This is a genomic window from Arthrobacter oryzae (genome assembly GCF_031454875.1).
Taxonomy (GTDB): domain Bacteria; phylum Actinomycetota; class Actinomycetes; order Actinomycetales; family Micrococcaceae; genus Arthrobacter; species Arthrobacter oryzae_D.
In genome coordinates this window covers 105278-131547 of record NZ_JAVDRQ010000001.1, presented here as the reverse complement: position 1 = coordinate 131547, position 26270 = coordinate 105278, and the positions used below count along the sequence as shown (strand labels likewise).

The 26270-nt window shown below is 65.5% G+C and carries 20 protein-coding genes; 10 read left to right on the top strand and 10 right to left on the bottom strand.

The window, feature by feature from the left end; genetic code table 11:
- Positions 1 to 54: 54 nt before the first annotated feature.
- From J2805_RS00600 to J2805_RS00580, 5 genes are all read left to right on the top strand, one after another.
- Complete coding sequence (locus J2805_RS00600) at positions 55 to 651, top strand: acyltransferase (protein WP_309969045.1); 597 nt, start codon at positions 55 to 57, stop codon at positions 649 to 651.
- Between the two features lie 9 nt (positions 652 to 660).
- A complete protein-coding gene (locus J2805_RS00595; RefSeq protein WP_309967600.1) occupies positions 661 to 3276 on the top strand; it encodes a WecB/TagA/CpsF family glycosyltransferase in 2616 nt (871 codons plus the stop codon).
- On the top strand, positions 3273 to 4637 hold the full coding sequence (locus J2805_RS00590; RefSeq protein WP_309967598.1) for an O-antigen ligase family protein: 1365 nt from the start codon (positions 3273 to 3275) through the stop codon (positions 4635 to 4637). The genes J2805_RS00595 and J2805_RS00590 overlap by 4 nt, the downstream gene beginning before the upstream one ends.
- A gap of 9 nt (positions 4638 to 4646) precedes the next feature.
- Positions 4647 to 5462 carry a Wzz/FepE/Etk N-terminal domain-containing protein gene (locus J2805_RS00585; protein WP_309967596.1) on the top strand — a complete coding sequence of 272 codons (816 nt, stop codon included), beginning with the start codon at positions 4647 to 4649 and terminating at the stop codon, positions 5460 to 5462.
- 302 nt (positions 5463 to 5764) lie between these two features.
- Positions 5765 to 6940 (top strand): DegT/DnrJ/EryC1/StrS family aminotransferase, encoded by a 1176-nt coding sequence (locus J2805_RS00580; RefSeq protein ID WP_309967593.1) that lies wholly within the window; start codon positions 5765 to 5767, stop codon positions 6938 to 6940.
- A gap of 79 nt (positions 6941 to 7019) precedes the next feature.
- Here the strand turns inward: J2805_RS00580 and mscL are convergent, their stop codons facing one another.
- Complete coding sequence (gene mscL, locus J2805_RS00575) at positions 7020 to 7484, bottom strand: large conductance mechanosensitive channel protein MscL (protein WP_309967591.1); 465 nt, start codon at positions 7482 to 7484, stop codon at positions 7020 to 7022.
- 196 nt (positions 7485 to 7680) lie between these two features.
- Here mscL and J2805_RS00570 point away from each other — a divergent pair, with 196 nt between their 5' ends.
- Entirely contained in the window at positions 7681 to 8757 is a 1077-nt protein-coding gene (locus J2805_RS00570; RefSeq protein ID WP_309969042.1) for an FUSC family protein, read from the top strand.
- A gap of 18 nt (positions 8758 to 8775) precedes the next feature.
- Here the strand turns inward: J2805_RS00570 and J2805_RS00565 are convergent, their stop codons facing one another.
- A complete protein-coding gene (locus tag J2805_RS00565) occupies positions 8776 to 10059 on the bottom strand; it encodes an MFS transporter (RefSeq protein ID WP_309967589.1) in 1284 nt (427 codons plus the stop codon).
- 135 nt (positions 10060 to 10194) lie between these two features.
- Here J2805_RS00565 and J2805_RS00560 point away from each other — a divergent pair, with 135 nt between their 5' ends.
- The 3 genes from J2805_RS00560 (at position 10195) to J2805_RS00550 (ending at position 13350) form a co-directional block, all read left to right on the top strand.
- On the top strand, positions 10195 to 10962 hold the full coding sequence (locus J2805_RS00560; protein WP_309967586.1) for an IclR family transcriptional regulator: 768 nt from the start codon (positions 10195 to 10197) through the stop codon (positions 10960 to 10962).
- 127 nt (positions 10963 to 11089) lie between these two features.
- A complete protein-coding gene (locus tag J2805_RS00555; protein ID WP_309967584.1) occupies positions 11090 to 12277 on the top strand; it encodes a 4-hydroxybenzoate 3-monooxygenase in 1188 nt (395 codons plus the stop codon).
- 41 nt (positions 12278 to 12318) lie between these two features.
- The gene (locus J2805_RS00550) at positions 12319 to 13350 is read left to right on the top strand and encodes an FAD-dependent monooxygenase (protein WP_309967581.1); all 1032 of its coding nucleotides are present in this window, start codon (positions 12319 to 12321) and stop codon (positions 13348 to 13350) included.
- Here J2805_RS00550 and J2805_RS00545 read toward each other — a convergent pair.
- The 5 genes from J2805_RS00545 to J2805_RS00525 form a co-directional block, all read right to left on the bottom strand.
- Entirely contained in the window at positions 13347 to 15137 is a 1791-nt protein-coding gene (locus J2805_RS00545) for an ABC transporter permease (RefSeq protein ID WP_309969039.1), read from the bottom strand. The two genes, J2805_RS00550 and J2805_RS00545, sit on opposite strands and share 4 nt — an antisense overlap.
- A gap of 20 nt (positions 15138 to 15157) precedes the next feature.
- A complete protein-coding gene (locus J2805_RS00540) occupies positions 15158 to 16285 on the bottom strand; it encodes an ABC transporter ATP-binding protein (protein WP_309967578.1) in 1128 nt (375 codons plus the stop codon).
- A 36-nt stretch (positions 16286 to 16321) separates the two neighbouring features.
- Complete coding sequence (locus tag J2805_RS00535) at positions 16322 to 17401, bottom strand: extracellular solute-binding protein (protein ID WP_309967576.1); 1080 nt, start codon at positions 17399 to 17401, stop codon at positions 16322 to 16324.
- 196 nt (positions 17402 to 17597) lie between these two features.
- Positions 17598 to 18032, bottom strand: coding sequence for an acyl-CoA thioesterase (locus tag J2805_RS00530; protein WP_309967574.1), 435 nt, complete (start codon positions 18030 to 18032; stop codon positions 17598 to 17600).
- Positions 18033 to 18102: 70 nt separating this feature from the next.
- Entirely contained in the window at positions 18103 to 18606 is a 504-nt protein-coding gene (locus J2805_RS00525) for a GNAT family N-acetyltransferase (RefSeq protein ID WP_309967571.1), read from the bottom strand.
- A 199-nt stretch (positions 18607 to 18805) separates the two neighbouring features.
- On the opposite strand from J2805_RS00525, the gene J2805_RS00520 reads away from it, so the two are divergent.
- Entirely contained in the window at positions 18806 to 19060 is a 255-nt protein-coding gene (locus J2805_RS00520) for a hypothetical protein (RefSeq protein ID WP_309967569.1), read from the top strand.
- A gap of 7 nt (positions 19061 to 19067) precedes the next feature.
- On the opposite strand, the gene J2805_RS00515 is transcribed toward J2805_RS00520, so the two are convergent.
- From J2805_RS00515 to purB, 3 genes are all read right to left on the bottom strand, one after another.
- Positions 19068 to 23969 (bottom strand): NAD-glutamate dehydrogenase, encoded by a 4902-nt coding sequence (locus tag J2805_RS00515; protein ID WP_309967565.1) that lies wholly within the window; start codon positions 23967 to 23969, stop codon positions 19068 to 19070.
- Positions 23970 to 24104: 135 nt separating this feature from the next.
- On the bottom strand, positions 24105 to 24785 hold the full coding sequence (locus tag J2805_RS00510) for a histidine phosphatase family protein (RefSeq protein ID WP_309967562.1): 681 nt from the start codon (positions 24783 to 24785) through the stop codon (positions 24105 to 24107).
- Positions 24782 to 26224, bottom strand: coding sequence for an adenylosuccinate lyase (purB, locus tag J2805_RS00505; RefSeq protein WP_309967559.1), 1443 nt, complete (start codon positions 26222 to 26224; stop codon positions 24782 to 24784). The genes J2805_RS00510 and purB overlap by 4 nt, the downstream gene beginning before the upstream one ends.
- Between the last annotated feature and the right edge of the window lie 46 nt (positions 26225 to 26270).

Below are 26270 nucleotides of genomic sequence, written 5' to 3'. Positions count from 1 at the left end.
ACCCAGAGTCTGCCAGGCGCCGATTCATCACCAACAGATTCCGGGAGGAGCGACATGATCACGATCGCCAACACCGCTGACGTGGCGGACACTGCATCGATCGGCGACGGGACCCGGATCTGGCATCTTGCCCAGATCCGTGAAGACGCCGCATTGGGCACCAACTGCAACATTGGCCGCGGCGCCTATGTGGGTCCGGCTGTGCAGCTGGGCGACAACTGCAAACTCCAGAACTACGCCCTGGTCTATGAACCGGCACGGCTGTCCGACGGCGTCTTTATCGGCCCCGCCGCCGTGCTCACCAACGATCTGCACCCGCGCGCCATCACCCCCGACGGTGTACTCAAGGGAGTCGATGACTGGGAAGCCGTCGGCGTCACCGTGGGCAAAGGCGCCTCCGTGGGTGCCCGCGCGGTCTGTGTCGCCCCGTTGGTCATCGGTGAATGGGCCACAGTGGCAGCCGGAGCAGTTGTCACGCGGAATGTGCCGGCCTACGCAGTGGTGGCCGGCGTGCCCGCCCGGCAGATGGGCTGGGTAGGGGAAGCCGGGCACCCGCTCAAACAGGACGACGGCGGCAGCTGGCTCTGCCCCGCCACCGGGCGCCGCTATCTCGAAACCAACGGGCAGCTCGTGCCCGTCGAAGCGTATTAGTGAGGCACCGTGGAAAATCTGAGGGCCAACAAAGTCATCCTGGGTGGAACCCCGGTTGACCTGATGGATCCGGAGCCTGCCCTGGAATTGATTCTGGCCAGGGCCGGACAGCAGGGGATGCCGCCGCTCGGTGTCGCCTCGGTCAACCTGGACCATGTGCATCACTTCGGTGCCGGTGCCCGGTGGGAAGGCACCTTGCACGCCGATCCGGCGAGTACCGTCGAGTGGCTTTATTTGCTCGACGGCGCCCCGCTGGTGGCGCAGTCCCAACGGCTAACCGGGAACCGCTGGCCGCGGCTGGCGGGGAGCGACCTTGCATCGCCGCTGTTGGAACGGGCCGAGCAGTTGGGGCTCCGGGTGGGCTTCCTGGGTGGGTCAACGGAGAACCAGCGGTTGCTCGCGCAAAAGATCGCGGCGGAGCATCCGCGGCTTCGGGTCTCCGGAATGTGGTCTCCGGGCCGGGAGGAACTGGCGTCGGTAAGCGACTCCGGGCGAATCGCCGCAGACATCGCAGCCGCAGGCACCCAGATCCTGTACGTAGGGCTCGGCAAGCCACGGCAGGAACTCTGGATCGACCACTACGCTGCCCTGACCGGTGCCGCCGTCCTGTTGGCCTTCGGCGCAGCGGTGGACTTCCTGGCGGGGAGGGTTCACCGCGCTCCTCAATGGGCCAGCAGCCACGGACTCGAATGGGGGTACCGACTGGCCCTGGAACCCAAGCGGCTGGCGGGCCGCTACCTCATCGACGGCCCACCGGCGTACCTGAAACTGCGCACCGCATCCTGTGCTGTACCACCGGTGCTGGCCGAAAGCCTGCCATCCGCCGCCCCGGCGCCCCGTACTCCCGGCAGGTTCACTGGGCCCGAACGGTCAGCGGACGCCGTCGTCATTGTTGTCACCTATAACAGCCGCGGGGCCATCGGTACCCTGCTTGAGAGCTTGCGGGCCGAAACGGTTGACCTGACCTTGCGCGTGGTGGTCGCGGACAATTCCTCCGGAGACGGAACCCTGGACGAGGTACGCCGCAGGCACCCCGACGTCATCGCCTTTGGAACGGGCGGCAACCTTGGCTATTCCGCCGGCATCAATGCCGCCATGCGCCGGGCCGGGGACGCCGCCACGGTAGTAGTGCTCAACCCGGACCTCACTTTGGAACGCGGCAGCCTCTTGACCATGATGGGCCGGCTGCGTTCATCCCGTGCCGGGGCGGTTGTCCCACGCCTCTTGAACGGGCGGGGCGAAACGAGCACCTCGCTCTACCGTGAACCGGGCATCACCACTGCTTTGGGTGACGCAGTCCTGGGATCCCGTATCCCAAACAGGCCCGGCTGGCTTGCCGGTACTGACTTGAACCCGGAAAGCTATGCCCATCCGCATCCCGTGCAGTGGGCCACCGGTGCGGCCCTGATGATCCGGCGCAACCTGGCAGATGCCATTCCCTGGGACGAGTCCTACTTCCTCTACTCGGAGGAGACCGATTTCCTCCGGAGCCTGCGGACATTGGGTGCGACTGTCTGGTACGAACCGGCCGCCGTCATGACCCATGCCGGGGGTGGTTCCGGCACCTCGCCGAGCCTGACTGCCCTGCTTTCGGTGAACCGTGTCCGCTACGTCCGCAAGTACCATTCACCGGCCTACGCCGCGGTTTTTCACGGTGCAGTCATTCTGTCCGAGCTACTGCGGTGCTGGAAAGCTGACCACAGGGGTGCACTGCGGACCCTGCTTAATGAGGAAAGCTGGGCCGCGCTTCCGGGCCCCACGACGGACACCGGTCCCGCAGATTTCCCGGGCGGCTCCGTGATCATCCCGGCGCACAACGAGTCCCGCGTGATCGCCCGGACGCTTACCCCGCTGGCTTCGCTGGCGGCGGCCGGACAGATCGAAGTGATCGTGGCCTGCAATGGTTGCGACGATGACACCTCCGGGATCGCCCGTAGCTTCGAAGGCGTGACCGTCCTGACATTGGACCAGGCATCCAAAACGGCCGCGCTCAACGCCGGCGACTCCATTGCCACCCGCTGGCCCCGACTGTACCTCGACGCGGATGTGCAGATCAGCCCGTCAGCGGTGCGGGAGGTTTTCGCTGCCCTTGTACCCGGAGGACCCCTGGCGGCCCGGCCGCCCGTGCATTACGACCTGGAGGGCGCCCATCCCTTCATACATTCCTACTACCGGACGAGGCTGCGCCTTCCCTCCGCCCGTCAGGCCCTCTGGGCCGGCGGCGTGTATGCGCTCTCCGAGCAGGGGCACGCGCGCTTTGACGAGTTTCCGGACCTCACCGCCGATGATCTCTTTATCGACCGTCTCTTCACACCGGAGGAGAAGGCCGTTCTGAACGTAGAACCGGTTGTGTTCCGGCCGCCGCGCACGCTGGCCGCGCAACTGGCCGTCCTGCACCGCGTCTATCGCGGCAACGCCGAACAGAATGGTCCCAGGCGCCAACACAGCACCGCACGGACGACTCTCGGGGAAGTGGTGCGTTCCGTACGCGGCCCGCTCTCGGCCGTCAACGCCGCCATCTACCTTGCATTCGCCGTCGCGGGGCGCCAAGGAGCTGCGGGTTTCGGCGGCTGGGAACGCGACGAAAGCAGCCGCGGGACCGTACCGGGAGAGCCGAACCAATGAGCTTCGCTGATCTGCAGGCTCCCCTTGGACGGACGACAGCCGGGCCACCGTGGCTGCTCAAGGCCACGGTGTTCTCGGTGATGGTCTTCCCTCCCTACATGGTCCTGGCACCGGTCGGGGCAAGCGGCAGTGTGCCGGAACTCCTGGCGCTTGCGCTGTTCGTCCTCTGGGCCGTGTCAGCGGTTCTTGGCCTGCACGATCCGATTTCGTTCGGACATCCGGGACGCGCCGGGATCCTGTTGCTGCTGCTGGCTTCGTGCCTTAGTTATGCCCATCTTTTTACAGGTCTCAGCGGGGCGAGCACAGTCATAGGGCGCGCAGCGGCGGACCGCTGGATGCTGCTGGTGATTGCAGCGGCAGGGATCGCCTTTGTGACAACCGAATCGGTGCGCACCCTAAACGATGCCAGGGTGCTGGTCCGCTGGGTCCTGGCGGGCGGAACGATCTGCTGCGTCGTGGCAATTACCCAGTTCGCTCTGCACCTGAACCCGATGGAGTGGTTCAAGGTCTTCATGGTCGGATTCGTCGAGAATGGAAACGCCAGCGCCTTCCAGGCGCGCGGCGCGCTGATGCGCGTGGCCGGCACCACGTTGCACCCCATCGAACTGGCGGTCGTCACAGCAATGCTGCTCCCGCTGTCCGTCTGGCGGGCACTTCACGATCCCAAGGGCCGGAAGGGACTTCAGTGGATAGTGGTGGGGCTGTTCGTCGTCGCGAATGCAATCACCGTTTCCCGCTCGGGCCTCATAGGCCTTGTGATCGCCCTCGCGGTCACCGTCATCTTCCTGCCCCGGCCTGCCAAGTTGTGGGCCGCCGTCATCGTGCCGCTGGGCACCGCCGGGCTGTTCGTGGCAGTGCCCGGTCTGATCAGCACCATGTTCGCCACCACTACGGCCGGCAGTTCCGATTCGTCCATAACGTACAGGACGGACGATTATCCGCTGGCGCTGCGGCTTGTCGCCGACCGGCCCCTGTTCGGAACCGGTCCCGGCACGTGGATCCCTGCACAGCCAAAGGACATTTTCGACAACCAGTACCTGCTGGTGGCTGTGACCATGGGCATCGCAGGCTTGATTGCACTGATTGCCTATCTGCTGGTTCCTGCGCTGTCCGCTCTCACCGCCGCGCGGCACGCAGCGGGAAACGAGCTGAAATTGCTGAGTGCGGCCGCCGGGGCAGCCGGGCTGGTTGCCACTGTAACGTCGGGAACTTTCGACTCGATGTCTTTCCCGGTTTTTGCATTGCTTCTTCCGTTTTTCATAGGTCTGTCAGGGGCATCCTGGCTGATGGTAAAGAATCAACTGGACCTTGGCCGGACGGCTCCGCTGGGGGTCACGTCCGGCAAGGGCCACTGGGGGTAGGAAAACACTATGGATCCAATTTCCGTATTTAAGACACTCTGGCGGCACAAGTGGGTGGCGATGCCGGTGGTGGTGGTAACCGTTGCGGCCTGCGTCTACGTCATGTTCTTTGCGCAGCGGACCTACCAGGCGCATATGACCTACGCGCTGATCACCCCGAAGGTGCCCACCGCCATGGAGCTGGAGACCAGCCCCCAGCTGGCCAAGCTCAACGGTGACAATCCGTACCTTCGGAGCCCTGACAGCACGCTGCTGTCCCAGGTGCTGATCACCAAACTGGGTGCCAGGGAAACGGCGGAGAACCTGGCGGAACAGGGACTCGGCACCGAATACACAGTCGCGCAGGCCAGTTCCTTCGGGTCAGGGATGCTCCTTGAGGTATCGGCGTCAGGCGAAACTCCGCAGCAGGCTGTAGACACAGCCATGGCGTTGGGCGAGCGGCTGACCACCACCCTTCAGGAGGTGCAGAAGGTCAATGGCGCGGACGAAACCTACCTGTTTTCGGCACTCCCGGTCGACGGGCCGGGCCAGGCCGAGGAGATGTTCTCCAGCCGGCTGCGGACGCTCATCATTGTGGCCGTTGGCGGAATGGTGCTGGTCTTCGGTGCGGTCTCCATTGCCCGCTCCCTTGAGTTTGCAGGCGGAGGCAGACGCGCGAAGGAAAAGCCTGCCAGGCACGCAGGAAATCCTGAGTCGGAGGTCCCTGAGATGCCAGCGCCCGGTTCCGCCGCAAGGCGTCAACGGGAACGCGGGGCCCACCACCCGTCGGACGTTGAAATGGCGTTACTCGACAGCTCCCTACGGGTTCCCGTCCCGGACAGGTAGCACTGGATCTGACCCGCCATGGCCGGCCCTGGTTTCAGGGCCCTGCCCATCCGGGCCCCTTCCACCGGGCCATGCTCCACCTACGTGCCCGCACAGGTAACGCCGGGGTGCCCTGCGGCGTGCAATCCAAGTACTGCTGCGTCGGCCGGGCAGGATCACGATTCCCAAGCGGGTATTCCGGGCCCTCATGGCGGTATTCCATGCGATAAATGCGCGTACATAACTCTCGTGACGGCACCGAAGCAGGGCGCGTTGAATGGAAGGTGCATAACTAATGCCGTTTGAAGGAGCGGGAGGATCCAGTGACCATCAGCGAAGACCATGCGGTCAATCACATCGGCGTCATGAGGCCGTGGCTCGGACCGGAGGAGGCGGATGCCGTTGTCCAGGTGCTAGCCTCCGGCCGGATGGCGCAGGGGCCTCGGGTCGGGCAGTTTGAAGACGCCTTCGGCTCAGCGCAGCAGGCGCCATGCGCCGTGGCAGTATCCAGCGGCACCGCTGCGCTCCTTTTGGCACTGCGGGTCGCGGGGGTGGAACCGCAGGACGACGTCGTCCTGCCCTCGTTCTCCTCCGTTGCGACCGCCAGTGCCGTCAGCCAGCTCGGCGCGAGGGCTGTCTTTGCCGACGTTGAGGCGGCCACGGGCAATGTGTCCGGCAGGACCGTCGAAGCGGCACTGACCCCGGCCACCCGGGCCGTGATCGTTGTTGACCAGGGCGGCATGCCCGTTGACCTTGAGCCGATCAGGGACCTTTGCGACCCGCTGGGCGTCACGGTCATTGAGGACGCCACCTGCGGTGTGGGTTCCACGTATCAGGGCCGTCCGGTGGGCGCAGGAGCCGAGCTGACAGCATGGTCCTTCGACTCGTGTGAGGTCCTGACCACCGGGGAGGGCGGAATGCTGACCACCTCGAGCAGCGCCTGGGCAAGCCGGGCCCGGCAGTTGCGTGACGACACCGCGAGCGAGCCCGGATTCGAATACCGCATGACCGAGCTGCAGGCCGCCATCGGCCTGGTCCAGCTGGGCCGGCTGCAGGAAGCAGTGGCCCACCGCAGGGAAATTGTCGCCAGCTATCAGCTGGCCCTTGCCCGGATTGAAGGGCTGCGCCCCGTCAGGGACCCCGCCTACGGCACCAGCAATTTCCAGTCCTTCTGGCTTGAGGTCCTGCCGTCGTTCGCCCTGCCTCGGAAGGAGCTGTTGGAACGGCTCGCGCGCGACGGGATCTCGGCAGGTGCCGGGATCCTCGCGGTCCACCGGCAGCCGGAGTATTGGGGCCGGGATTATGGCACGGCGGATCTGTCGGTGACCGAGCGGCTGGCGGACAGAACAGTGGTCCTGCCGGTCTACCACCAGCTGACTCCGGGCGAACAGTCGCGGGTGTGCCGCTCTGTCAGGCTCGCGGCGGCAGGCATTCCGGTGACCGTGCGCCGCGGCAAATGGAACGGCGGGTTCCGGCGGTCGGAGGCGGCCAGCCCCTGACCCGGCCGGACGGCCAGCGCCTGACCTCGCCGGACGGCCAGCGCCTGGCCGGACGTCCGCACCCGGCCAGGGCTCTGTGCTAGCTTGCGGGCGTCTTCGTGGAAGAACCCGTGCCGCCGGCGGTGGTGAGTTCCTTGTCGCTGCCCGCGAGCTGGGTCAGCAGGTCCCGGATCTCGGCCAGGAGTGCCGTGTCCGCGGGGATGGGCTCCTCCTCCGGTTCCGCCGTTGCCAGCCGGCTCTTCACCAGCGAGTTGATCTTGTTCATGGGCGCCACGAAGATGAAATAGACCACTGCCGCGGTAATGAGGAATGTCACGAAGGCCGTGATGACCCCGCCGATGTTCACGAACGTCTTGTCATTGCCGGGCCAGATGTGAAACCCGAGCCCTTCGGTCTGGACGCCGCCTGCCGCGGCGATGATCGGGTTCACGATATTGGTGGTGAATGCGCTGACCAGCGCCGTGAACGCGGTGCCCACCACGACGGCGATGGACAGTTCGATCACGTTGCCGCGAAGGATGAAATCCTTGAATCCTTTGAGCATGGGGGGCCTCCGGTATGCGTTTTCGGTCTCTGATTTAACCGATAGACAATACCAGTCCGCCGCCCCGCAATGCGCTCCGGGGAGCCGGCACCATGCCCCTTTGCCGCCGGTGCCGGCCGGCCGCGGGCGTAGGATTTGGAATGGACGCCAACGCTGCCGCCGTCAGACTGGCACCGTATGGAAAGGCATGACCCACGTGAAGCTGTTCGCCGAGATGTTCACGATTGCCCCCGCCAACAAGGACCATCACGTCGCGATCCGGTGCGCCGTCGGCGTCTTCGTTCCGCTGATCATCCTGGTCCTGATTGACCGGATGGACCTGGCAATCTTTGCTTCCTTCGGAGCCTTCACGGGTATCTACGGGCGCGGGGAGCTGCACCGCAAGCGGCTCTTCATCCAGGTGCGGGCCGGGTCCCTCATGCTGCTGGTGATCCTGCTAGCCACGTTATCGGCACGGGCGGGGCAGGCGCTTGGCCTGTCGGACGCCGCGGCCACCTGGACGCAGGTGGCGGCCACCACCGTGGTCGCCGGGGCGTGTTCGCTCGTGATCGCCTGGTGGCGGCACCGGCCTGCCGGTTCGCTGTTCCACATCTTCGCCTTCGCGGCCATCGCTTCGATTCCGCACCAGCCGCCGCTGTGGCAGTGCATACTCGCCTCGGTCCTCACCACGGTGTTCTGCCTGCTGATCGGAATTTCCTCCCGCGTGGTTCGGAGCCGGCGCACGCCGTGGGCCATGCCGGAGCCGGCCCGGCTGACGCCCGATGAAAAGCGGGCAGCGCGGCTCGAAGCCGTGGGCTACCTGGTGGCCGCGGGACTGGCCGGGACGCTGGCCACCGTGGTGGGCCAGTGGCTGGGCTTCGGCCACAATTACTGGGCAATGGTGGCCGCCGTCGTTCCTTTGGTCGGCCGCACCACCCGTCACCGCGTGGCCCGCGGCATCCAGAGAATCATCGGAACCGTCCTGGGCCTGATCCTGCTGGCGGGAGTCCTCCTGCTGAATCCTGCCCCGTGGCAGACGGTGCTCGTGATTGCCGTGTGCCAGTTCGGCGCCGAAATGTTCATCGCGCGGCAATACGTTCTGGCCCAGGTGTTCGTCACGCCGCTGGCGCTGAGTTCCACGCTGCTGGCGGCGCCGGCTGTTTCGGAAGTGCTGCTGCGGGACAGGATCGTCGAGACGGTCATCGGCGCCGCCGTCGGCATCGCCGTCGTGGTCACCCCCGCCGTCTGGCGGCGGTTGCGGGCCGTGAGCCGCGCGCAGCGCGTGGCCGCCTAAGAGTTCCCGCGGCGGGCGTCAGGAAGGCCCGACGGCGGTCCGCTTGCCTGCCGCTGCGGTAACCGCCTGCGGCACCAGCACAAGGGCGGCTACAGCCAGGACGGCCGCGCCGGCGAAGACGTAGAAGCCCCAGGGGTAGGCGATTCCGGCGGCCACCAGGGTTCCTGTCACTGCAGGGCCCAGGATGGCACCCAGGCGTCCGACCCCTGCAGCGAAGCCCAGTGCGGTGCCGCGCAGCCGGGCCGGGAACAGTTGGCTCACCCAGGCGTAGACCAGGACCTGGGAGCTGAAGACAAAGACCCCCGTTACGAACACGGCTGCGTTCAGGAGCAGTTCGTTCTGGATCTTCACGCTGAGCGCCGCGAGAAAAACGGCGGAGAGCCCGAACCAGAGGAGCACGATCCTCTTGGTCCCGTGTTTGTCTGCAAGGATGCCAGCCACTACCAGGCCAACCACGGCCCCTACATTCAGGACCATCAGGAGGGAGAGGCCTGCGTTGAGTGTGTAACCGGCGGAGGCCATCAGCTGCGGCAGCCAGGTGTTCAGCCCGTACACCAGCAGCAGGCCCATGAATGATGCCACCGCAACTCCTGCGGCGACAAGGGGGTAGGGCTTCCTGCCGAGGTCCCGGAAGCTGGCCCGCTCTTCAACTGCCGGGGCGGCTTCCCGTGCAGTTTCAGTTTCCTTGGCCGCGGGCCTGGAGACGGCCGGCAAGGTAATGACGGCGGGCAGCGTCTCCGGCAGCTTGAACCACAGGAACGGCACCAGGACGAACCCGGCAACGCCGCCAACCACGAACATGATGCGCCAGTCCGGAATGACCATCAGCGCCAGGACGGCGGTAGCCACCGCGCCGGCGTGATATCCGGTCATGGTGCGGGTAGTCGACTTTCCTGCTGATCCTGCGGGGGCGTAATCGTTCATGTAGGCCAGTGCGGCCGGCAGGCAAGCGCCCAGTCCCAGGCCGGCCAGCAGCCTGAAAATGCTGAAGACGGCCACGTTGGGTGCAAAGACCACGGCAATCGTGAATATCGAGAACCAGGTCACGCAGGCAACCAGCAGGTTCCGCCGGCCGAAGCGGTCCGAGAGCGGCGCAATGAACAGCGCGCCGAGGCCAACGCCAACCAGCGAGATGGTCGCGGCGAACGTGGCACCGACGGCGTCGAAGCCGAGGTCCTGGGTCTTGATGAGTGTAGGGATGACAGTTCCAAGAACCACCAGGTCGAACCCGTCCAGGACCATGGCCAGCCAGCATAGCCAGACTGGCCAGCGTGATTTGTTTTCCAACGACGTCGTTGACATTGCTACCTCAGCGTTGATTGCTTACCGGTTGATTTCTCCAGGCACCGGCCGGGACCGAAGGTTCCCTATCCTGAGATTTGTACCACTGGGCGGTGTTGTGTGGGACACTTCAAACCATTCAATGGAAGGGGAAGCGTGGCGAACTCGGGCTCGGGTGACTCGGTGGTGGACCGCGTGGTTCGCGTTATTGCCGCCTTTCCGGAGGGCGTCAACGTCCTGCCGCTCTCGGAACTCGCCCACCGCGCCGGGCTGCCGCTCACCACTGCCCACCGGCTGGTCCGCCAGCTGGCCGGACACGGCCTCCTGGATATCGGTTCCGGCGGCTCAGTGCAGCTGGGGCTTCGCCTCTGGGAGCTGGTCAACCGCAATTCGCCCACGCTGGAACTTCGCCAGGCCGCCATGCCGTTCATGGAGGACATCCAGCAGGTGTTGAACCAGAACGTGAACCTTGCGGTGCTGGACGGCTGGGAGGCGCTCTTTGTGGAGCGGCTGTCCTGGCGCGGATCGGTGGCCAACCGGGCGCAGGTGGCCGGGCGCATGCCGGTCCACGTGTCCTCTGCCGGGCTGGTGCTGATGGCCAACCAGCCGCACGCCCTCCAAGCGGAGTACCTGGAGGGCTTCACGGATCCCGCCGGCAGGCTGACGGTTGCTGAACTGCGGGTACAGCTCGGAGAGGCAGCCCACCAGGGCTATGCCCAGCTGGCCGGTGTGGTGGATCCCGATACCTGGGGCATTGCTGTCCCGGTGATGGACCGCAAGAACCGGACGGTTGCCGCTCTCGGCGTCGTGGTTCCGCTGCGGGAGGTGCGCCTGCAGGCACTGGTACCCGCGCTGCAGACCGCCGCCCGGGGGATCGGACGACGGCTAGGCGAAGCCCGTAACGCCGGCGAGGGTCGGGACTAGGCACCGGGTTCCATTCAACGGAATTCGTGTAACGCGGATCACGCGCCGGGGCGCACACTGTTAGCCAGACGACCCGACAGGCCCCCGGACCTTTCCGCAGGGGCCGCGCAACGAAGCGAGGAACACCATGGCCGCACGCAAAGTCATCACCACCCAGGTGGCCATTCTGGGGGCCGGCCCGGCTGGACTGATGCTCTCGCATCTGCTGGCCAAGTCCGGCATCGAATCCACCGTAATTGAAATCCGCAGCCGCCAGGAGATCTCCGAAACGGTGCGCGCCGGCATCCTGGAGCACGGCACCGTGAATATGCTGGTCGACAGCGGCGTTTCCGACCGGGTGCTCCGGGAGGGAGACCGGCACGACGGCATCGAACTGCGTTTCAACGGCGAAAGCCACCGGATCGACTTCAAGGACCTGGTGGGGGAGTCCGTGTGGCTGTACCCGCAGACGGATGTGTTCATGGACCTCGCCGCACGCCGCGAGGCCGACGGCGGGGATGTCCGCTACAGCGTCACGGACACCGCCATCCACGACATCGAAGGCAAGCCCAAGGTCTGGTTCACGGATGCAGACGGTGTGGAGTACGAACTGCAGGCCGATTTCATCACCGGCGCGGACGGATCCCGCAGCCACTGCCGCTTCCAGATTCCCGAGGCGCACCGCAAGTGGTACTTCCACGAGTACCCCTTCGCCTGGTTCGGGATACTGGCTGAAGCACCCCGCAGCTCCGACGAACTGATCTACGCCAACTCGGACAACGGCTTCGCCCTGATCAGCCAGCGGACCGAGACGGTCCAGCGCATGTACTTCCAGTGTGATCCGGACGAGGACGTGAACAACTGGAGCGAGGACCGCATCTGGGATGCCTTCCGCAGCCGGGTCAACGGCAACGGCTTCGAGCTCAAGGAGGGGCCGGTCATCGACAAGATGGTGCTGAAGTTCCGGAGCTTTGTCCACGCCCCCATGCGGCACGGGAAGCTCTTCCTCGCCGGCGACGCAGCGCACACAGTGCCACCCACGGGTGCCAAGGGCCTCAACCTTGCCATCCACGACGTGAAGGTCCTGTTCGAAGGGCTCGAAAGCTTCTACCGCAGCGCTTCCACGGCGCTGCTGGATGCCTACAGCGACCGCGCCCTGGAGCGCGTGTGGAAGGCACAGCAGTTCTCCTATTGGATGACGTCCATGCTCCACACGCCCGCGGACGCCGACGACTTTTCCCGCGCACGCCAGTTGGGCGAGCTCAACTCGGTGGTCTCCTCCCGCCACGGCAAGGCCTACCTGGCCGAGGCCTACACCGGCTGGCCCTCCGCCTGAGCCGCGCACGCGACTGCCGCCGTCGGGCATACCATCAGTCCATGGACGCCATAACCATCGTTGGGGGCGGCATCGCCGGCCTGGCATTGGCCGCGACGATTGACCCGGATCGCTTTCACGTAAGCGTGCACGAGCAGCGAAACACCCTGCCAACGGTGGAAACATCCCTGGCCATGTGGCCGGAGGCCCAGCAAGCCCTTGACTCGGTGGGGATCCTGCCGGTGATCCGGGCGGCAGGATCCGGATTCGATGCCATGGCATTGCGGGACGCATCCGGGAAAGCCCTGATACGTGCCGAGGTCTCCGGCGTGATCGGCGTTTCACGCACCGACCTGCTTCGGCACCTGGACGCTGCTGTGCCGGAGTCGGTAACCCGCGTGTCCGGGGCGGTCACGTCGCTGCCTGCGGCCGGGCTGCTTGTCGGAGCAGACGGCGTGCACAGCGTGGTCCGCCGTGCCGCCTGGGGTCCGCGGGCCAGGGAGCGGCTCAGCCCGTACCTTGCCTTGCGCGGCATCATCAGCGAGCCTGTCCCCGCGGACACGGCCGGTGAATACTGGGGCCGCGGCGAATTGTTCGGCATAGCTCCGGCCTCCCGGCAGCGGACATATTGGTATGCCTCGTACCGGTCGGACCTTGGCCCGGCGGGCATCGACGTCGCAGCGGCACTGGCGCTCACCCGCCATCGCTTTTCGGGAAAGGCAGCCGGAATCGGCCGAATCCTCGCCGCGGCCGCACCGGAGGGAACCCTTGCCCAGCGCATCTGGACGGTGCCGGCCCTCGGACGCTACGCACGGGAACGCACCGTGCTGGTGGGGGATGCCGCGCACGGCATGACACCGAATCTGGGGCGTGGCGCCTGTGAAGCCCTGATTGACGCCGTTACGCTCGCGCAACTGCTCAATTCCCGGCCGCTTCCGGAGGCCCTGACGGCTTATAACAGGCGGCGCGTCCTGCGTAGCCAGGCGCTGCGCCTGGCGTCGTCGGCAATGACCCGGCTTGTCCTCACCGAATCCGCCCAGCCGCTCAGGGACAGAATCCTCAGCCTCGCCGGACGGCTCAGCAGGGCTGCCTAAGGCACCGGGCTCGGCGCGGACGCCTTGGCCTCCTGTACCTCGACAGCAGGTGAAACAGCCGTGCCGGGCGCGGCAAAGGGCACGCGGCGCTTTGTGCGGTTGGAACGGCCGCGCCCGCCGGATCTCCCGTACACGAGGTACATCGTGAGCCCGGTGATGACCATCAGGAGCACGGTGTACACAAACGTGTTGGAAACGCCGTCCACGCCTTCCGCGCCGTCGGTGTTGGCCTTGATGACCAGGCCGAGCGGCTGGACCAGCGGGTGCGCCAGGAAAATGGCGGTGTCGTAGTCGTCCAGCATGCTGTTGAAGTTAAGGGCGGCGATGGCGGCGGCAGCAGGAAGGACCAGCGGCAGCAGAATGCGCCGGAACACATAGAGCGTTTTGGCGCCCATGATGGAGGCAGCCTCCTCCAGGGATGAGTTCACCGACGCAAACGAAGCCTTGAGCATCCTGAGCGTAAAGGGGATCTTCACAGTGACGAAGGCGATGAGGAGGATGACGGTGGTGCCGGTCAGCACCGCGCCACCGACCAGGGGGTTGGGGTGGTCGTAGCTGATGATGAGGCCGAGTGCCAGCAGGGCCGACGGCAGGATCCAGGGGATGTGAAGCAGGTACTCGAATAGGGCCGTCACCCAGTTCCGGTGCTTCTGCAGGATCCGGGCCACAAAGAGCAGGCCGCCGACGGCAATGACCGCAGCAACGGCGCTGTAGACAACGCTGATGACAAAAGGCCTGAGGCCCGAGGGCTGGGTCAGCACGCGCACGTAGTTCTCGACGGTGAGGCTGTCCAGGGAAAGGCGCCCGGTCTGGATGGCGGCGCCGTCCGCGAAGGAAAACAGCACAATCAGCACCACGGGCAGGGTGTAAACCGCGAACAGCAGGTAGGCCGCGGCATGGACCACCACGTTGGCCGCAGGGTTGGTGATCTTCTGTTTCTGCAGAGCGGAGGAAACCTTGGATACCGAAAAGTAGGTCCCGCCCTTTTCGAGGCGCGCCATCACGGCGAGCATCAGGATCGTGGCCACACCCAGAATGAGGGCGAGCAAGGCGGCAAGATCCCGGGATGTGGGGCTGTTCGTGAACGTGAGGATCATCGGAGTGATGGTTTGGAAGTCGCGTCCGCCGAGGACCTGCGGGGCGCTCAGCGCCCCCAGCCCGGTGAGGAACGACAGGATGGTGACGGCAAAGAGCGTCGGCTTCAGCATGGGCAGCACGATGCGGCGAAGGATGGTCCAGGTGGAAGCACCGAGATTCCTGGCCGCTTCGATGGTCTGGTAGTCAACGCCTTTGAGGGCGTTCGCGACGAAGAGCATGTGGTTGGTGGTAGTAGCGAACGTCATGACCGCCAGCACGGCGAAGAATCCCGAAAACCAGCCGGGCTCCATGCCGGGAAAGACGTTCACCAGGAAGGCGGTGACGATCCCTTTTTCGCCGTAGATGAACTTGTAGCCCGCCGCCAGCACGATGCCGCCATAGATGAAGGTGGTGGCGTAGCCGAGGAACAGGATCCTGGAACCGCGGATCCTGAAGTAGTGGGTGACAAGGACGATGAAGATCCCCACCACGTTCACGGTGATGGAAAGCGCCACCGCCAGCAGGAAGCTGTTGCCCAGGGATTTCATGGCGCGCTGGGAGGAAAACAGCTTCTCCGCGGCCCGGCCCGAAAAGGTCCCGCCAGGGAAGAAGGTTTCGATCAGCACATTGGCGTTGGGCCACACGAGGAAGGCGGCGATGAACCACGTCAGGACCGCTCCCACAATGAGGATGAATGGGGAGCGCAGCATGCTCTTGGCTGGGGTGCCGCTCAACGGACAGCCGCCGCCTGGTCCCGCCCTGCCTGGTCCTGCCCTGCAAGGTCCTGCCCTGCCTGGTCCGGGGCCGCAAGGGAGGTGCCCGTGTCCGGGTGGTACTGCAGCACGTGGTCCGGCTGGACATACACGGTGACCTGCGCGCCCGCTTCCGGATGCACTCCGCCGTCCTCCTTGACCAGCAACCGGAGGTCGGCGCCGTGGCTCCGCACCACGTAGCGGCTGTGGAGGCCGTGATAGGTCCGCGACGCCACCGTTCCGGAAAGCCCGACGGCGGTACCGCCGGCCGCTGTACTGCCGGCTGCGGGTTGCGTCAGGGACGCCTTTTCCACCCGCAGGTAGGACTTCGCCGCCGTGTGGAGGCCGGCGCCGGAAAGGCGGTTCAGTTCGGCGACGAACTCTGCGGTCAGGACGGAACTGTCACCGATGAACTTGCACACGAACTCGGTGGCGGAGTGGTCGTAGATCTCCTGCGGAGTGCCCACCTGCTCCACTACACCTTTGTTGAAGACGGCCACGCGGTCACTCATTGCCAGTGCTTCGTCCTGGTCGTGCGTGACGTAAACAGTGGTAATGCCGAACTCGCTCTGCAGGTCCTTGAGCTGCTGGCGGAGCTGGTGCCGCAGCTTCGCATCGAGATTGGACAGCGGCTCGTCGAGCAGCAGGATCTTGGGCCGCAGCACCAGGGCGCGGGCAACGGCCACACGCTGTTGCTGTCCCCCCGAAAGCTCGGCCACGTTTTTGTCCAGCTGCTCATCGCTGAGCTCTACACGGCGTGCGATATCGCGCACCAGTCGGTCGCTCTCGGCCGGCTTCTCCTTCCGGACCCGAAGACCGAACGCGATGTTTTCCCGGACACTCATACTGGGGAACAGAGCGTAGTTCTGGAACACCATCCCCACTTGGCGCTTATCGCTGGGCAGTCGGGTGACGTTTTTGCCATCCACATGGACGGCCCCGGCGGACGGCTCGATGAAGCCGGCCAAGGTCCGCAGGGCCGTCGTTTTCCCGCAGCCGGACGGTCCCAGCAGGGTGAAGAATTCCCCCGGTTGGACGTGGAGGTCAAGGTGCGGGATGGCAATGAAATCGCCGAAGGAAACTTCGATGTTCTCCAAGCGGATCATGGGAAACCTGTCTCTGGGCTGGTGGGGCGGGCGGGACTACGTCATGTACTCGAGCTCGATTTTCTCCACCCAGGCGCCCATGTTCTCCTGGACGAAGTTCCAGTCGATGTCCTGCTGCTTGAGGCCGTTGAAGAACTCAACCACTTCCGGCTTGGCCTTGGCGGCGGCGCTCTTGTTCACGGGCATGGAATTGAACTGCTGCGCCCATTCGCCCTGGACATCGGCGCTGCCGAACCAGTCGATGAATTTCTGCGCCTGTTCCTTCTTGTCCGTCCCTTTCACGAGGGCCACCTGTTCAACCGCGAGCGGGACTCCGACGGAGGGCACTACGGTTTCCACGTTCACCTTGAAGGACTTCTCGCGTTCAGCCACGATCGAGGACGGCATCTGGCCCATATCCACTTCCCCCGAGGCGATACGGGCGAAGAGGTCGGTCTTCGCGACGGCCGGGCTGCCGTTCTGGAAATACTGTTCCACCTGCTTCCAGCCTTCATCCGAGATGCCCAGATCGCCGGAATCGTCCTTGTAGCGGGAGAGGATGCCGGCGAAAACCAGCTGCGCCGTGGCCGTGCCCAGCCCCGTGACCCGCTCATAGCGAGTCTTGAACTCGTCCTTGGACCACAGGTCCGTCCAGTCCTTCGGCGCCTGCTCCGGGGTGATCCTGTCCGAGTTGTAACCGAGCAGGATGGCCTGCTTCACCAGCGGCCAGTAGGCCTTTTCGTCGTCGCTGTCGGCGAGTGAGGCATCCACTTCGCCTGCCCACGCCGGCTCATACGCCTCGAGGGCATCGGCTGCTTTGACCTGGGCAAAGTACATGTTGTTGAGGCCGAAGGCAACGTCGGCTATGGGGTTGTTTTTCTCTGCGATCAGCTTGTTGGTCGCGTCGGCGCCGCCGGCGCCAACGATTTCAATCTTAAAGCCGGCCTCGCCGGCCTTCTTGGTCAGCCACTCCCCCCGGCCCTCACCGTTGGAGTTGGTGTACACAACCAGTGTGTCGCCGGATGCGGCACCGGCCGATGGGCTGCCAGAGGTTTCAGGGGCGGCGGAGCCGGCAGCGCAGCCGGCCAGCAGGGTTGCGGCGACGACGGCGGCAACCACGGTTTGGAGTTTGTGCACGATTGAGACCCATTTCTGAACTGGAACCGGAGCATTGTCCGGCAAGCCTATAGCGGCTCATGCCGATTGGGGCCGTTTATAGCTATCGATTCGATAAACTACTCGGCCTCGGCGTTCGAGTCTTGCCCGGCTGCCCCAACAGCACGCACCCGCGGCCTGAACACAGGGTGAACTTTCGGCCGGTTCCGGGGCTGGCTCAGTCCTGGGGGACGGTCTCGGTGAGGTGGTGCGTGGGGATGCGGTCCCGGTCGTAGGTGATCTCGGTGTAGCCGTGGGGTTCGGGCTTGCCTTGCGGGCTGAGGTTCACGAACACGATCTCCTCGATGGTGAGGATGCTTTGCCGGGTGATCATGTTCCGCACTTCGGCGCGCATAGTCAGCGATGTCCGGCCGAAGCGAGTGGCCGTCAGTCCCATCTCGATCAGATCGCCCTGCACCGCGGAGCTGACGAAGTTGATCTCGGAGATGTACTTGGTGACAGCCCGGCCGTTGCCGAGCTGCAGGATGGCGTAAATGGCAGCTTCCTCGTCGATCCACTTCAGCAGGCTCCCGCCGAAAAGTGTGCCGTTGGCGTTGAGGTCTTCGGGGCGCACCCATTTGCGCGTGCGGAAGGTGATGTCTGCCGATTCCATAATGCGAGATTAGCCGACGGCGGCCGGCTGGCCGCAGTATGACGACGACGGCAGCTGACTGCCGCCGTCGTCAGGCCATGGCCGTGTGGGCGGCGCTGTGCGAATCGATCGTCTTGGCGTAGCAGTAAGAGTGCTCCACCCCGATGTACGGGCCGAAATTCGGCACTTCGTCGAATCCGCAGCTTTGGTAGAAGTTCCGGCCGTCCGGCTGGGCCGAGCCCGCCTCGGCGGTGATCGAGGTGACGCCCATTCCGTAGGCGTGCGCCTCCAGGGCGGCGAGGATGGAGCTGGCAACACCCGAACCGCGGGTGTAGGGCAGGACGTACAGCCGCTTGATCTCAGCCGTTGTGGAGTCCAGCATCCTCAGGCCGCCGCAGCCTACCGGCTGTCCCGAACTCTTCTCGTAGGCCACCAGGAAAACGGCCGTATCCACTTCCGACGGTGGCGGGCCGGGCTCGTGGTCCTTCGTGCCGAAGCGGGCATCCAGCTCCGCTTGCTGGGCCGCGCGCAGGTCGGCGCCTACGGGGTTGGCCCAGCTGACCTGCCTGATGTTGAGCCGGGGGTTGGTCTGCATCGCTGCCTCGATTCGCCGAAGGGTTATGCAAAATAAGCCTAGGAGCCGGCGATTACCGTGATGTTTCCTGTGGGTAAGCGTCCGGAGAACTGTAGGGCAGCTGATGGGCCGGGCCGCTTGGGAGCCGCCGTGATGGCCGTCACGCGCAATTATATGTATGCTTACTAATCCGTGTTTTGGCCGGTTTGCATAAGGAGTCGTGTGGCAGTTGGTAACTCTCGCTGAATTTTCGGGGCAGGTCGCCGGGCCGGCGACGGCCGGAGCAGCACCGTCGCTTGGCGCGCCGCGCCACTGCGGCACCGCGATGGAGTGGACCACCCCCACTCCCGGGCCGACCGGCTTCGCCTACTCCTTCGAGGCCGCCGAGGCCCCGGCTGAACTCCCCGCGGTCTGGCGGTGCAGCTGCGGCTTCCAGCTCGATTCGCTGGTGAATCCGATGCGGGCCACGGCCTAGCTGCACCCTAGCGCCGGACCAGTGTCCGCAGGAGTTTGAGCGCCACCGAGATCGAGTGGATGTCAGTCTGTCCGGGTCTGGTGGCTTCCGCGAATGTGTCCTTGATCCGCACCAGTTGCTCCTGGTGTCCGCGTTCCCAGGCCACGATCCGCTCGATGGAATCGGCGCCTTCCGAGTCAGCGCCCCTGGTCATCTCCATGACGGAAATCGTCATGTCGGCAACGGCTGAATAGACATCGTCACGCAGTGCTGCCCGGGCGAGTGCCTCCCACCGGTTCTCCCGGGGAAGGGCAGTGATGCGCAGCAGCAGCTTGAGTGCGCCGATCCGCGCAAACACCGTCCAGTACAGGTCCATGATCCGTTCGATGGGTTCATCGATCCGTTCCGAAATCAGGGAGATGTCCAGCAGTCCGAAGCTCTCGAGGAGGTCGGCGGCGCGGCGGCCCAGGTCATGCGGCAGGCCTACGCCGTCCCAGTGCGCCTGCCGCTCCTCAACCAGGTCGATGCTGTCACTGCGCAGGAACTCCCGGGTCCTGTGCCGGAGTAGCTCCAGCGTGGGCATGATCCTGGCGAGGGCCTGGGCAACGGGCTGGTCACGATGGTCGTGCGTGACATACCAGCGGATGGCCCGGTCGAGGATCCGGCGCATGTGCACGGTCAGTTCTGCGGCTTGTTCGCTGGGGAACGATGGGGGAAGCTCGGCCACCCGATCCACGAACCGCTGCAGGTCGTAGGCTTCGCGGGTTGCGACGAATGCCCTCGCAACGGCTGCGGCGGTGGCGGTGGTTTCCTCGATGGTCCGGAAGGCAAAAGTGATTCCGCCGAGGTTGATCATGTCGTTGGCCAGAACGGTGCAGATGATCTGCCGGCGCAAAGGGTGGGCATTGAGTTCCGGGCCAAAGCGATCCGCGAGCTGGTGCGGGAAGTAGCTGCGGAGTACCTGTTCGAACCAGGCATCCTCGGCCACGTCGCTGTCGTTCAGTTCCTTGGCCAGTTCGATCTTTGCGTAGGCCGCCAGCACGGAGAGTTCGGGGGCGGTGAGGCCCTTACCCGTGAGCAGCCGGTCATGGAGCTGTTCGGTGCTGGGCAGTCCTTCCAGGCGCCGGTCAAGGTCGGAGGCGTTCTCCAGCCAGTCCATGGTCCGCTCGAAGCCAGGACTCCAGTTCAGGACCAGTGCCCGGTCATTGAGCAGCAGGGTGTTCTGGTCTTGGTTGTTTTTCAGCACGAGCCGGGCCACTTCGTCCGTGAGCGAGTGCAGGAAACCAGCGCGTTCGGAGGCTCCCATCCTGCCGGTGGCGATCATGCGGTCGATGAAGATCTTGATGTTGACCTCGTGGTCTGAGCAGTCCACTCCGGCCGAGTTGTCGATTGCATCGGTGTTGAGCAGGACGCCGCCCAGGGCGGCTTCAATCCGGCCGAGCTGGGTGACGCCAAGATTGCCGCCCTCGGCGATGATCTTTGCCCGGACCTCGTTGCCGTTGATCCTGATGGGGTCGTTTGCCTTGTCGCCCACGTCGCCGTGCGTTTCCGAGGATGCCTTGATATACGTCCCGATCCCGCCGTTGTAGATCAGGTCCACGGGCGCGCGCAGGATGGCCTGCAGCAGCTCGGGTGGCGTCATCACCGACGCCGCGCCCGGGAGCCCCAGTGCCGAAGCCACCGGGGCGGTGATGGGAACGGACTTGGCATGGCGCGAATACACTCCGCCGCCGGCGCTGATCAGCGAGGGGTCGTAGTCCGCCCACGAGGATCGCGGCAGGATGAACAGGCGGCGGCGTTCTTCCAGCGAGGCCGCCGCATCCGGAGTCGGGTCCAGGAAGATGTGCCGGTGGTCGAAGGCTGCCACGAGCCGGATGTGGTTTGAGAGCAGCATTCCGTTCCCGAACACGTCGCCGCTCATGTCGCCGATGCCGGCCACCGTGAAGTCTTCCTGCTGCGAGTCGATGCCCAGTTCGCTGAAGTGGTGTTTGACGGACTCCCAGGCGCCGCGGGCCGTGATGCCCATCTGCTTGTGGTCGTAGCCCACGGAACCGCCCGAGGCGAAGGCATCGCCGAGCCAGAAGCCGTAGTCCAATGCCACAGCGTTGGCCGTATCGGAGAATGCTGCGGTTCCTTTGTCTGCCGCCACCACAAGGTAGTAATCGTCGTCGTCGTGCCTCACCACGTTCTCCGGCGGAATCACCCGGCCGGGGGTCCCGCGCGAGGGGGACGTTCCGACGTCGGAGGTGTCCAGATTGTCCGTGACGTCCAGCAGCCCGCGGACAAAATCCTTATAGCTTTCCGCGCCTTCCGTGAGCCAGGCGGTGCGGTCGGAGACCGGACTGGGCAGCCGTTTGGGATAGAAGCCGCCCTTGGCTCCGGTGGGGACAATCACTGAATTTTTGACCGTCTGGGCTTTGACGAGGCCAAGGATCTCGGTGCGGAAATCCTCGCGCCTGTCCGACCACCGCAGCCCGCCTCGGGCTACAGGACCGAACCTCAGGTGCACGCCTTCCACACGGGGTGAATAGACCCAGATCTCGAATTTCGGCCGGGGGTAGGGTGCGCCGGGAATGTCGGAGGGCCGGAGCTTGAAGCTCAGGTAGGGCCGGTAGCGGAAGAAGTTGGTGCGGGTTGTCGCCTCGATGAGGTTCAGGAAGGCCCGCAGCAGGCGGTCAGCTTCCAAGGACGGAACGGCGTCAATCGCGTCGGCCACTGCTGCGCGGGCGGCGGCCGTCTCCTGGAGCCGCCGGGAAGGGGTGAGCTCGGGATCGAACCGGGCCCGGAACAGGCTGAGCAGTGCGTCGGTGGCGGGCACGTTGGCCAGCAGGGTGTCGGCGATGAAGCCGTAGGTGTAGATGGTTCCGAGCTGCCTCAGGTACTTGGCGTAGCTGCGCAGAATGACCACCTTCCGCCATGTCAGCCCTTCCCTGAGGACGAGGGCGTCGAAACGGTCCGACTCTTCGTCCCCCCGGACGGCTGCACCGAAGGCATCCGCCAGCAACTCGCTGGTGCTGGCGGGGTCCACCCCGGACGGATACTTGACGCCGAGATCGTACAGAAACAGCGGGCGGCTGTTGCCCCGCCGGACGTCGAAGGGACGCTGGTTCAGCACCTCCAGGCCGAGATTGTGGAAGAAGGGCAGAATCTGTGTCAGGCTCTGCGGTTCGGTCAGGTATAGCCGTATCCGGGCGTCCTCTGCCAGGGTGGGCGCGGCATCGGGGCGGATGTAGACAGCCAGCAGCGGGTCGTGCAGGTCCCGGCCGCCTGTGCCGTCGAGGTCGAACTGTTCAAACCGCCGGATGTCCTCCACCGCATCCTCGACCTCGAAATCGGCGCGGTAGCTGGCGGGGAAAGCGGCGGACCAAAGCGCCGACAACCGGCCGGCCTCCACGGGCGCCAGTCTGTCCCGGAGCGCTTCGTCCAGGCCCTCGGCCCATGTCCGCGTTGCGCTGATTACGGTCCGCTCCAGGGCGGCGGGGTCGACGTCGGGCGTCCCGCCGGCGGGCAGCAGGATCCGGAAGAACACGCGGGCCATGGGTGATTCGCCCAGCCTGACTTCGAATTCGAGCGAGGAGGCCCTGAAGGCCTGCTTGAGCTCCTGTTCGATCCGGACCCGGACAGCGGTGCTGTACCTGCGGCGGGGGAGGAACACCAGGGCCGTCATGAAGCGGCCGTAACTGTCTGCGCGCAGGAACACCCGCGTCTGGTGATGGGCCTGCAGTAGCAGGATTTCACGGCAGAGCCGGGCCAGTTCGTCCAGCTCAAGGTGGAAGAGCTCGTCGAGGGGAAAGGACTCGAGCACGGCCAGCAGCTGTTTGCCGGGATGGGAGTCCTCGGTGAATCCGAAGCGTTCCTGAACGGCCTGGACCTTGTCCCGGACAACGGGAATGCGCCGCACCGACCGGCCGGTGGCCCCGGGGGCGAACAAACCCACGAACTGCATTTCGCCCGTCGCCTGCCCGGTGCGGTCAAAGGTCTGGATGTGTATTTCATCCAGGTAGGCCGGCCGCGGGACTGATGATCTCATATCGGAGGTGGAGAGCGTAAACACCTGCTTGTGGGGAAGATCGGCAAGCGTTTGGAGGGCTTCCAGACGGGCTTCCTCGCGGCCCTCCCGGAGCAGGCCGAGTCCAGTCCCCGGCCGCAGCTCTGCCCCGCGCCGCTCTCCCGCTGCCGAGTACGCGTATTCGCAATAGCCCAGGAAGATGAAGTTGCCGCGGTCCAGCCAGGGCAGGAGTTCGCCGAGCTGCTCCGGAGTCGGAACCTTTCCGTGGGAAAACCGCTCCACCGCATCGACGGCATGCGCCAGCTTGGTATGGATGGCGGGGGTGTCGGCGGCCACCAGCTGGACGTCGGCCAGGACGCGCCGGACATTGGCGGTGAGCTCCCGGGTTCCCCGCGCCCCCGGCAGCCGGCCGATTTCCGCCGCCACCCAGGATTCGGACAACCAGCCGGGGGACGCACCGGCTGTGCCGGGCGGCTCTCTGCCTGCCTCAGCAGGTAATCCCTCGGTGCCCGGGATTCCTGCGGGCAGCCCGGACTGCGCTGCCCCCGGCCGCAGTTCCAGCACCTCGTGGGTCTGCGGATCGCGCCGGACCAGGAACGCGGGGTGGACCAGCAGGCGGATGGATTCGTTTTCGCGGGCCAGCTCGGCCGTGAGGGAGTGGAGCAGGTGCGGCATGGCGTCCGCAACCACCAGCAGTACGCTGGCGTCGCTTTCGTTCAGGACGTCGACGGCGGCCGTGCCGGGCTGGCGGCTGTCCGCCAGTTTCCTGTGGGCTGTGGCCCGCTCCTCCAGGTTTTCGGGACTGTAGCTTTGCAGGTCTTCCGGCGCCACGTGTTCGTAGTAGGCCGTCAGGAACGGCTGGTCTGGCGCGGTGGAGCGTGGGGCCGGAGCGGCCTCGCTGTGTACCGCCTTGCGTGACATGCCACTGCGCCTCCACAACGCGGGGAGCCGCCGCATGCCGCGGCGGACCATCCTGTCCCCCCGCCTGCTTTCATCATGGCTTCGTTCCGGGATGCAGTCCAGTGCCGGTTAGTGGCCGGGGTGTGCAGTCGCCGGTCAGGCCTGCTGGGCGGGCCTGCCCGTGGGATCTTCAGCGGTGGGGTCTGCCAGCGCCAGGCCGCCCACGGGGCTGTCATCCCAGTGGATGAGCTCCCAGCCGGTGTCGGGATCCCCTTCAAGCGCCACAATCCCGGTGTTGTCCAGCACGTGCCTGATGGCAAATTCGGGTTCGATGTTTCCGGCCCGCAGGCCCGCCCACACTCGGATGGCTGCGCCATGGCTGACCACGGCGACGGATCCGGAGTTGCCCGCTCCGTTTGCACGTGCCGCTATTCGGGCGATCGCGGCATCATAGCGTTCGAAGAAGTCCCGGCCGTTGGGCCCGGCGGGCATCCGGCGGTCCAGCTCGCCCCCGGCCCAGGAAAAAATGGTGCCCAGGTACCGCTTGTGCGATTCGTGGTCCGTCAGCTTCTCCAGCGCCCCGGCTTCGATCTCGTGAATGCCCTGAAGCACCTCTGTTTCCAGCCCGTGCACCCGGGCGAGGGGTGCCGCCGTGATCTGGGTCCGGATCAGGGTGGAGGCGTAGAGGGCATGGATCCGCTCGTTTGCCAAGGCACGGGACAACGCCTCAGCCTGGCGCTCGCCGAGTTCCGTCAGCCCGGGCCCCGGGTGCGCGGTGTCCAGCTGGCCCAGGACATTGCCGGGGGTCTGGCCGTGCCGGATGAGCAGGAGCCTCATTTCAGGTGGTCCACCAGCTGGTCGGCGATGCCGGTGTACTTGCCCGGGGTCAGGGCCAGCAGCCGTGCCTCGGCGTCCGCGGAGAGGCCAAGGCCCTGCACGAATTCCTGCATCCGGGCCGCGTCCACTCGCTGCCCGCGGGTCAGGTCCTTGAGCCGTTCGTAGGGGTTTTCCATGCCTTCGACGCCGGCAATCGCCTCGGCGCGCATCACCATCTGGATGGCCTCGCCCAGGACTTCCCAGTTGGTGTCGAGGTCGCCGGCGAGGACGTCCTCGGCAACGTCCAGGCGGTCCAGGCCCTTCGCGACGTTTGAAATGGCCAGCAGGGAGTGGCCGAACGCCACGCCGATGTTGCGCTGGCTGGAGGAATCGGTGAGGTCGCGCTGCCAGCGGGAGGTCACCAGGGTGGAGCCCAGGACGTCCAGGAGGCCCGAGGAGATTTCCAGGTTCGCCTCGGCGTTCTCGAACCGGATCGGGTTGACCTTGTGCGGCATCGTGGAGGATCCGGTGGCACCGGCAACGGGGACCTGCGCGAAGTAGCCGATGGAGATGTAGCTCCAGATGTCCGTGCAGACGTTGTGCAGGATCCGGTTGAAGCGGGCGACGTCGGCGTACAGCTCGGCCTGCCAGTCGTGGCTTTCGATCTGGGTGGTCAGCGGGTTCCAGGTCAGCCCCAGGCCCTCGACGAACGACTTTGCTACGTGCTGCCAGTCGGCGCCCGGCACGGAGGCCACGTGCGCGGCGTAGGTGCCGGTGGCACCGTTGATCTTGCCCAGATATTCGGTCTTGGCGATCCGGTCCAGCTGGCGGGTCAAACGGTGCGCGATGACGGCCAGTTCCTTGCCCAGTGTGGTGGGCGTGGCGGGCTGTCCGTGGGTACGGGACAACATGGGAACACTGCGGTTGTCGTCGGCCATCTGGCTGATCTGGGCCACCAGCGCCTTGGCCGCGGGCAGCCACACGTCCTCCACAGCGCCCTTGACACCCAGGGCGTACGAGAGGTTGTTGATGTCTTCCGAAGTGCAGCCGAAGTGCACCATCGCGGTCAGCCGTTCAATGCCGATCGCCGGCAGCCTGCGGCCGATGTAGTACTCCACGGCCTTGACATCGTGCACCGTTACGGCCTCGATTTCGGCCAGTTCGGAGACAGATGCGGAGTCGAACTCAGTCACGATGGCACGAAGCTGGTCCTGCTGCTCCGCCGTCAACGGGCCGGCGCCCGGCAACACATTGTTGCTGGTCAGGTGGATGAGCCATTCAACTTCCACAGCCACGCGGTCCCGGTTGAGGGCCGCCTCGGACAGGTAGTCCACCAGGGGCGCGACGGCGGACTGGTAGCGTCCGTCCAGCGGGCCAAGGGCAATCTGGTCCGGCGAAGCGGCAAGGGCCAGGCGTCCGGAAGGCGTACGGGTGTCAGCTGTGGGGGCAGTTTCAGGCATGTCCTGATTCTTTCACGAAGTCATGCCGCCCCTTAAGCGCGGTGTC

Bases quoted from the DNA above. Each gene is read 5' to 3' on its own strand.
- J2805_RS00600 (WP_309969045.1), top strand. From the start codon at position 55: ATGATCACGATCGCCAACACCGCTGACGTGGCGGACACTGCATCGATC.
- J2805_RS00590 (WP_309967598.1), top strand. From the start codon at position 3,273: ATGAGCTTCGCTGATCTGCAGGCTCCCCTTGGACGGACGACAGCCGGG.
- J2805_RS00585 (WP_309967596.1), top strand. From the start codon at position 4,647: ATGGATCCAATTTCCGTATTTAAGACACTCTGGCGGCACAAGTGGGTG.
- mscL (WP_309967591.1), bottom strand. From the start codon at position 7,484: ATGCTCAAAGGATTCAAGGATTTCATCCTTCGCGGCAACGTGATCGAA.
- J2805_RS00565 (WP_309967589.1), bottom strand. From the start codon at position 10,059: ATGTCAACGACGTCGTTGGAAAACAAATCACGCTGGCCAGTCTGGCTA.
- J2805_RS00555 (WP_309967584.1), top strand. From the start codon at position 11,090: ATGGCCGCACGCAAAGTCATCACCACCCAGGTGGCCATTCTGGGGGCC.
- J2805_RS00550 (WP_309967581.1), top strand. From the start codon at position 12,319: ATGGACGCCATAACCATCGTTGGGGGCGGCATCGCCGGCCTGGCATTG.
- J2805_RS00545 (WP_309969039.1), bottom strand. From the start codon at position 15,137: ATGCTGCGCTCCCCATTCATCCTCATTGTGGGAGCGGTCCTGACGTGG.
- J2805_RS00540 (WP_309967578.1), bottom strand. From the start codon at position 16,285: ATGATCCGCTTGGAGAACATCGAAGTTTCCTTCGGCGATTTCATTGCC.
- J2805_RS00530 (WP_309967574.1), bottom strand. From the start codon at position 18,032: ATGGAATCGGCAGACATCACCTTCCGCACGCGCAAATGGGTGCGCCCC.
- J2805_RS00525 (WP_309967571.1), bottom strand. From the start codon at position 18,606: ATGCAGACCAACCCCCGGCTCAACATCAGGCAGGTCAGCTGGGCCAAC.
- J2805_RS00515 (WP_309967565.1), bottom strand. From the start codon at position 23,969: ATGTCACGCAAGGCGGTACACAGCGAGGCCGCTCCGGCCCCACGCTCC.
- J2805_RS00510 (WP_309967562.1), bottom strand. From the start codon at position 24,785: ATGAGGCTCCTGCTCATCCGGCACGGCCAGACCCCCGGCAATGTCCTG.
- purB (WP_309967559.1), bottom strand. From the start codon at position 26,224: ATGCCTGAAACTGCCCCCACAGCTGACACCCGTACGCCTTCCGGACGC.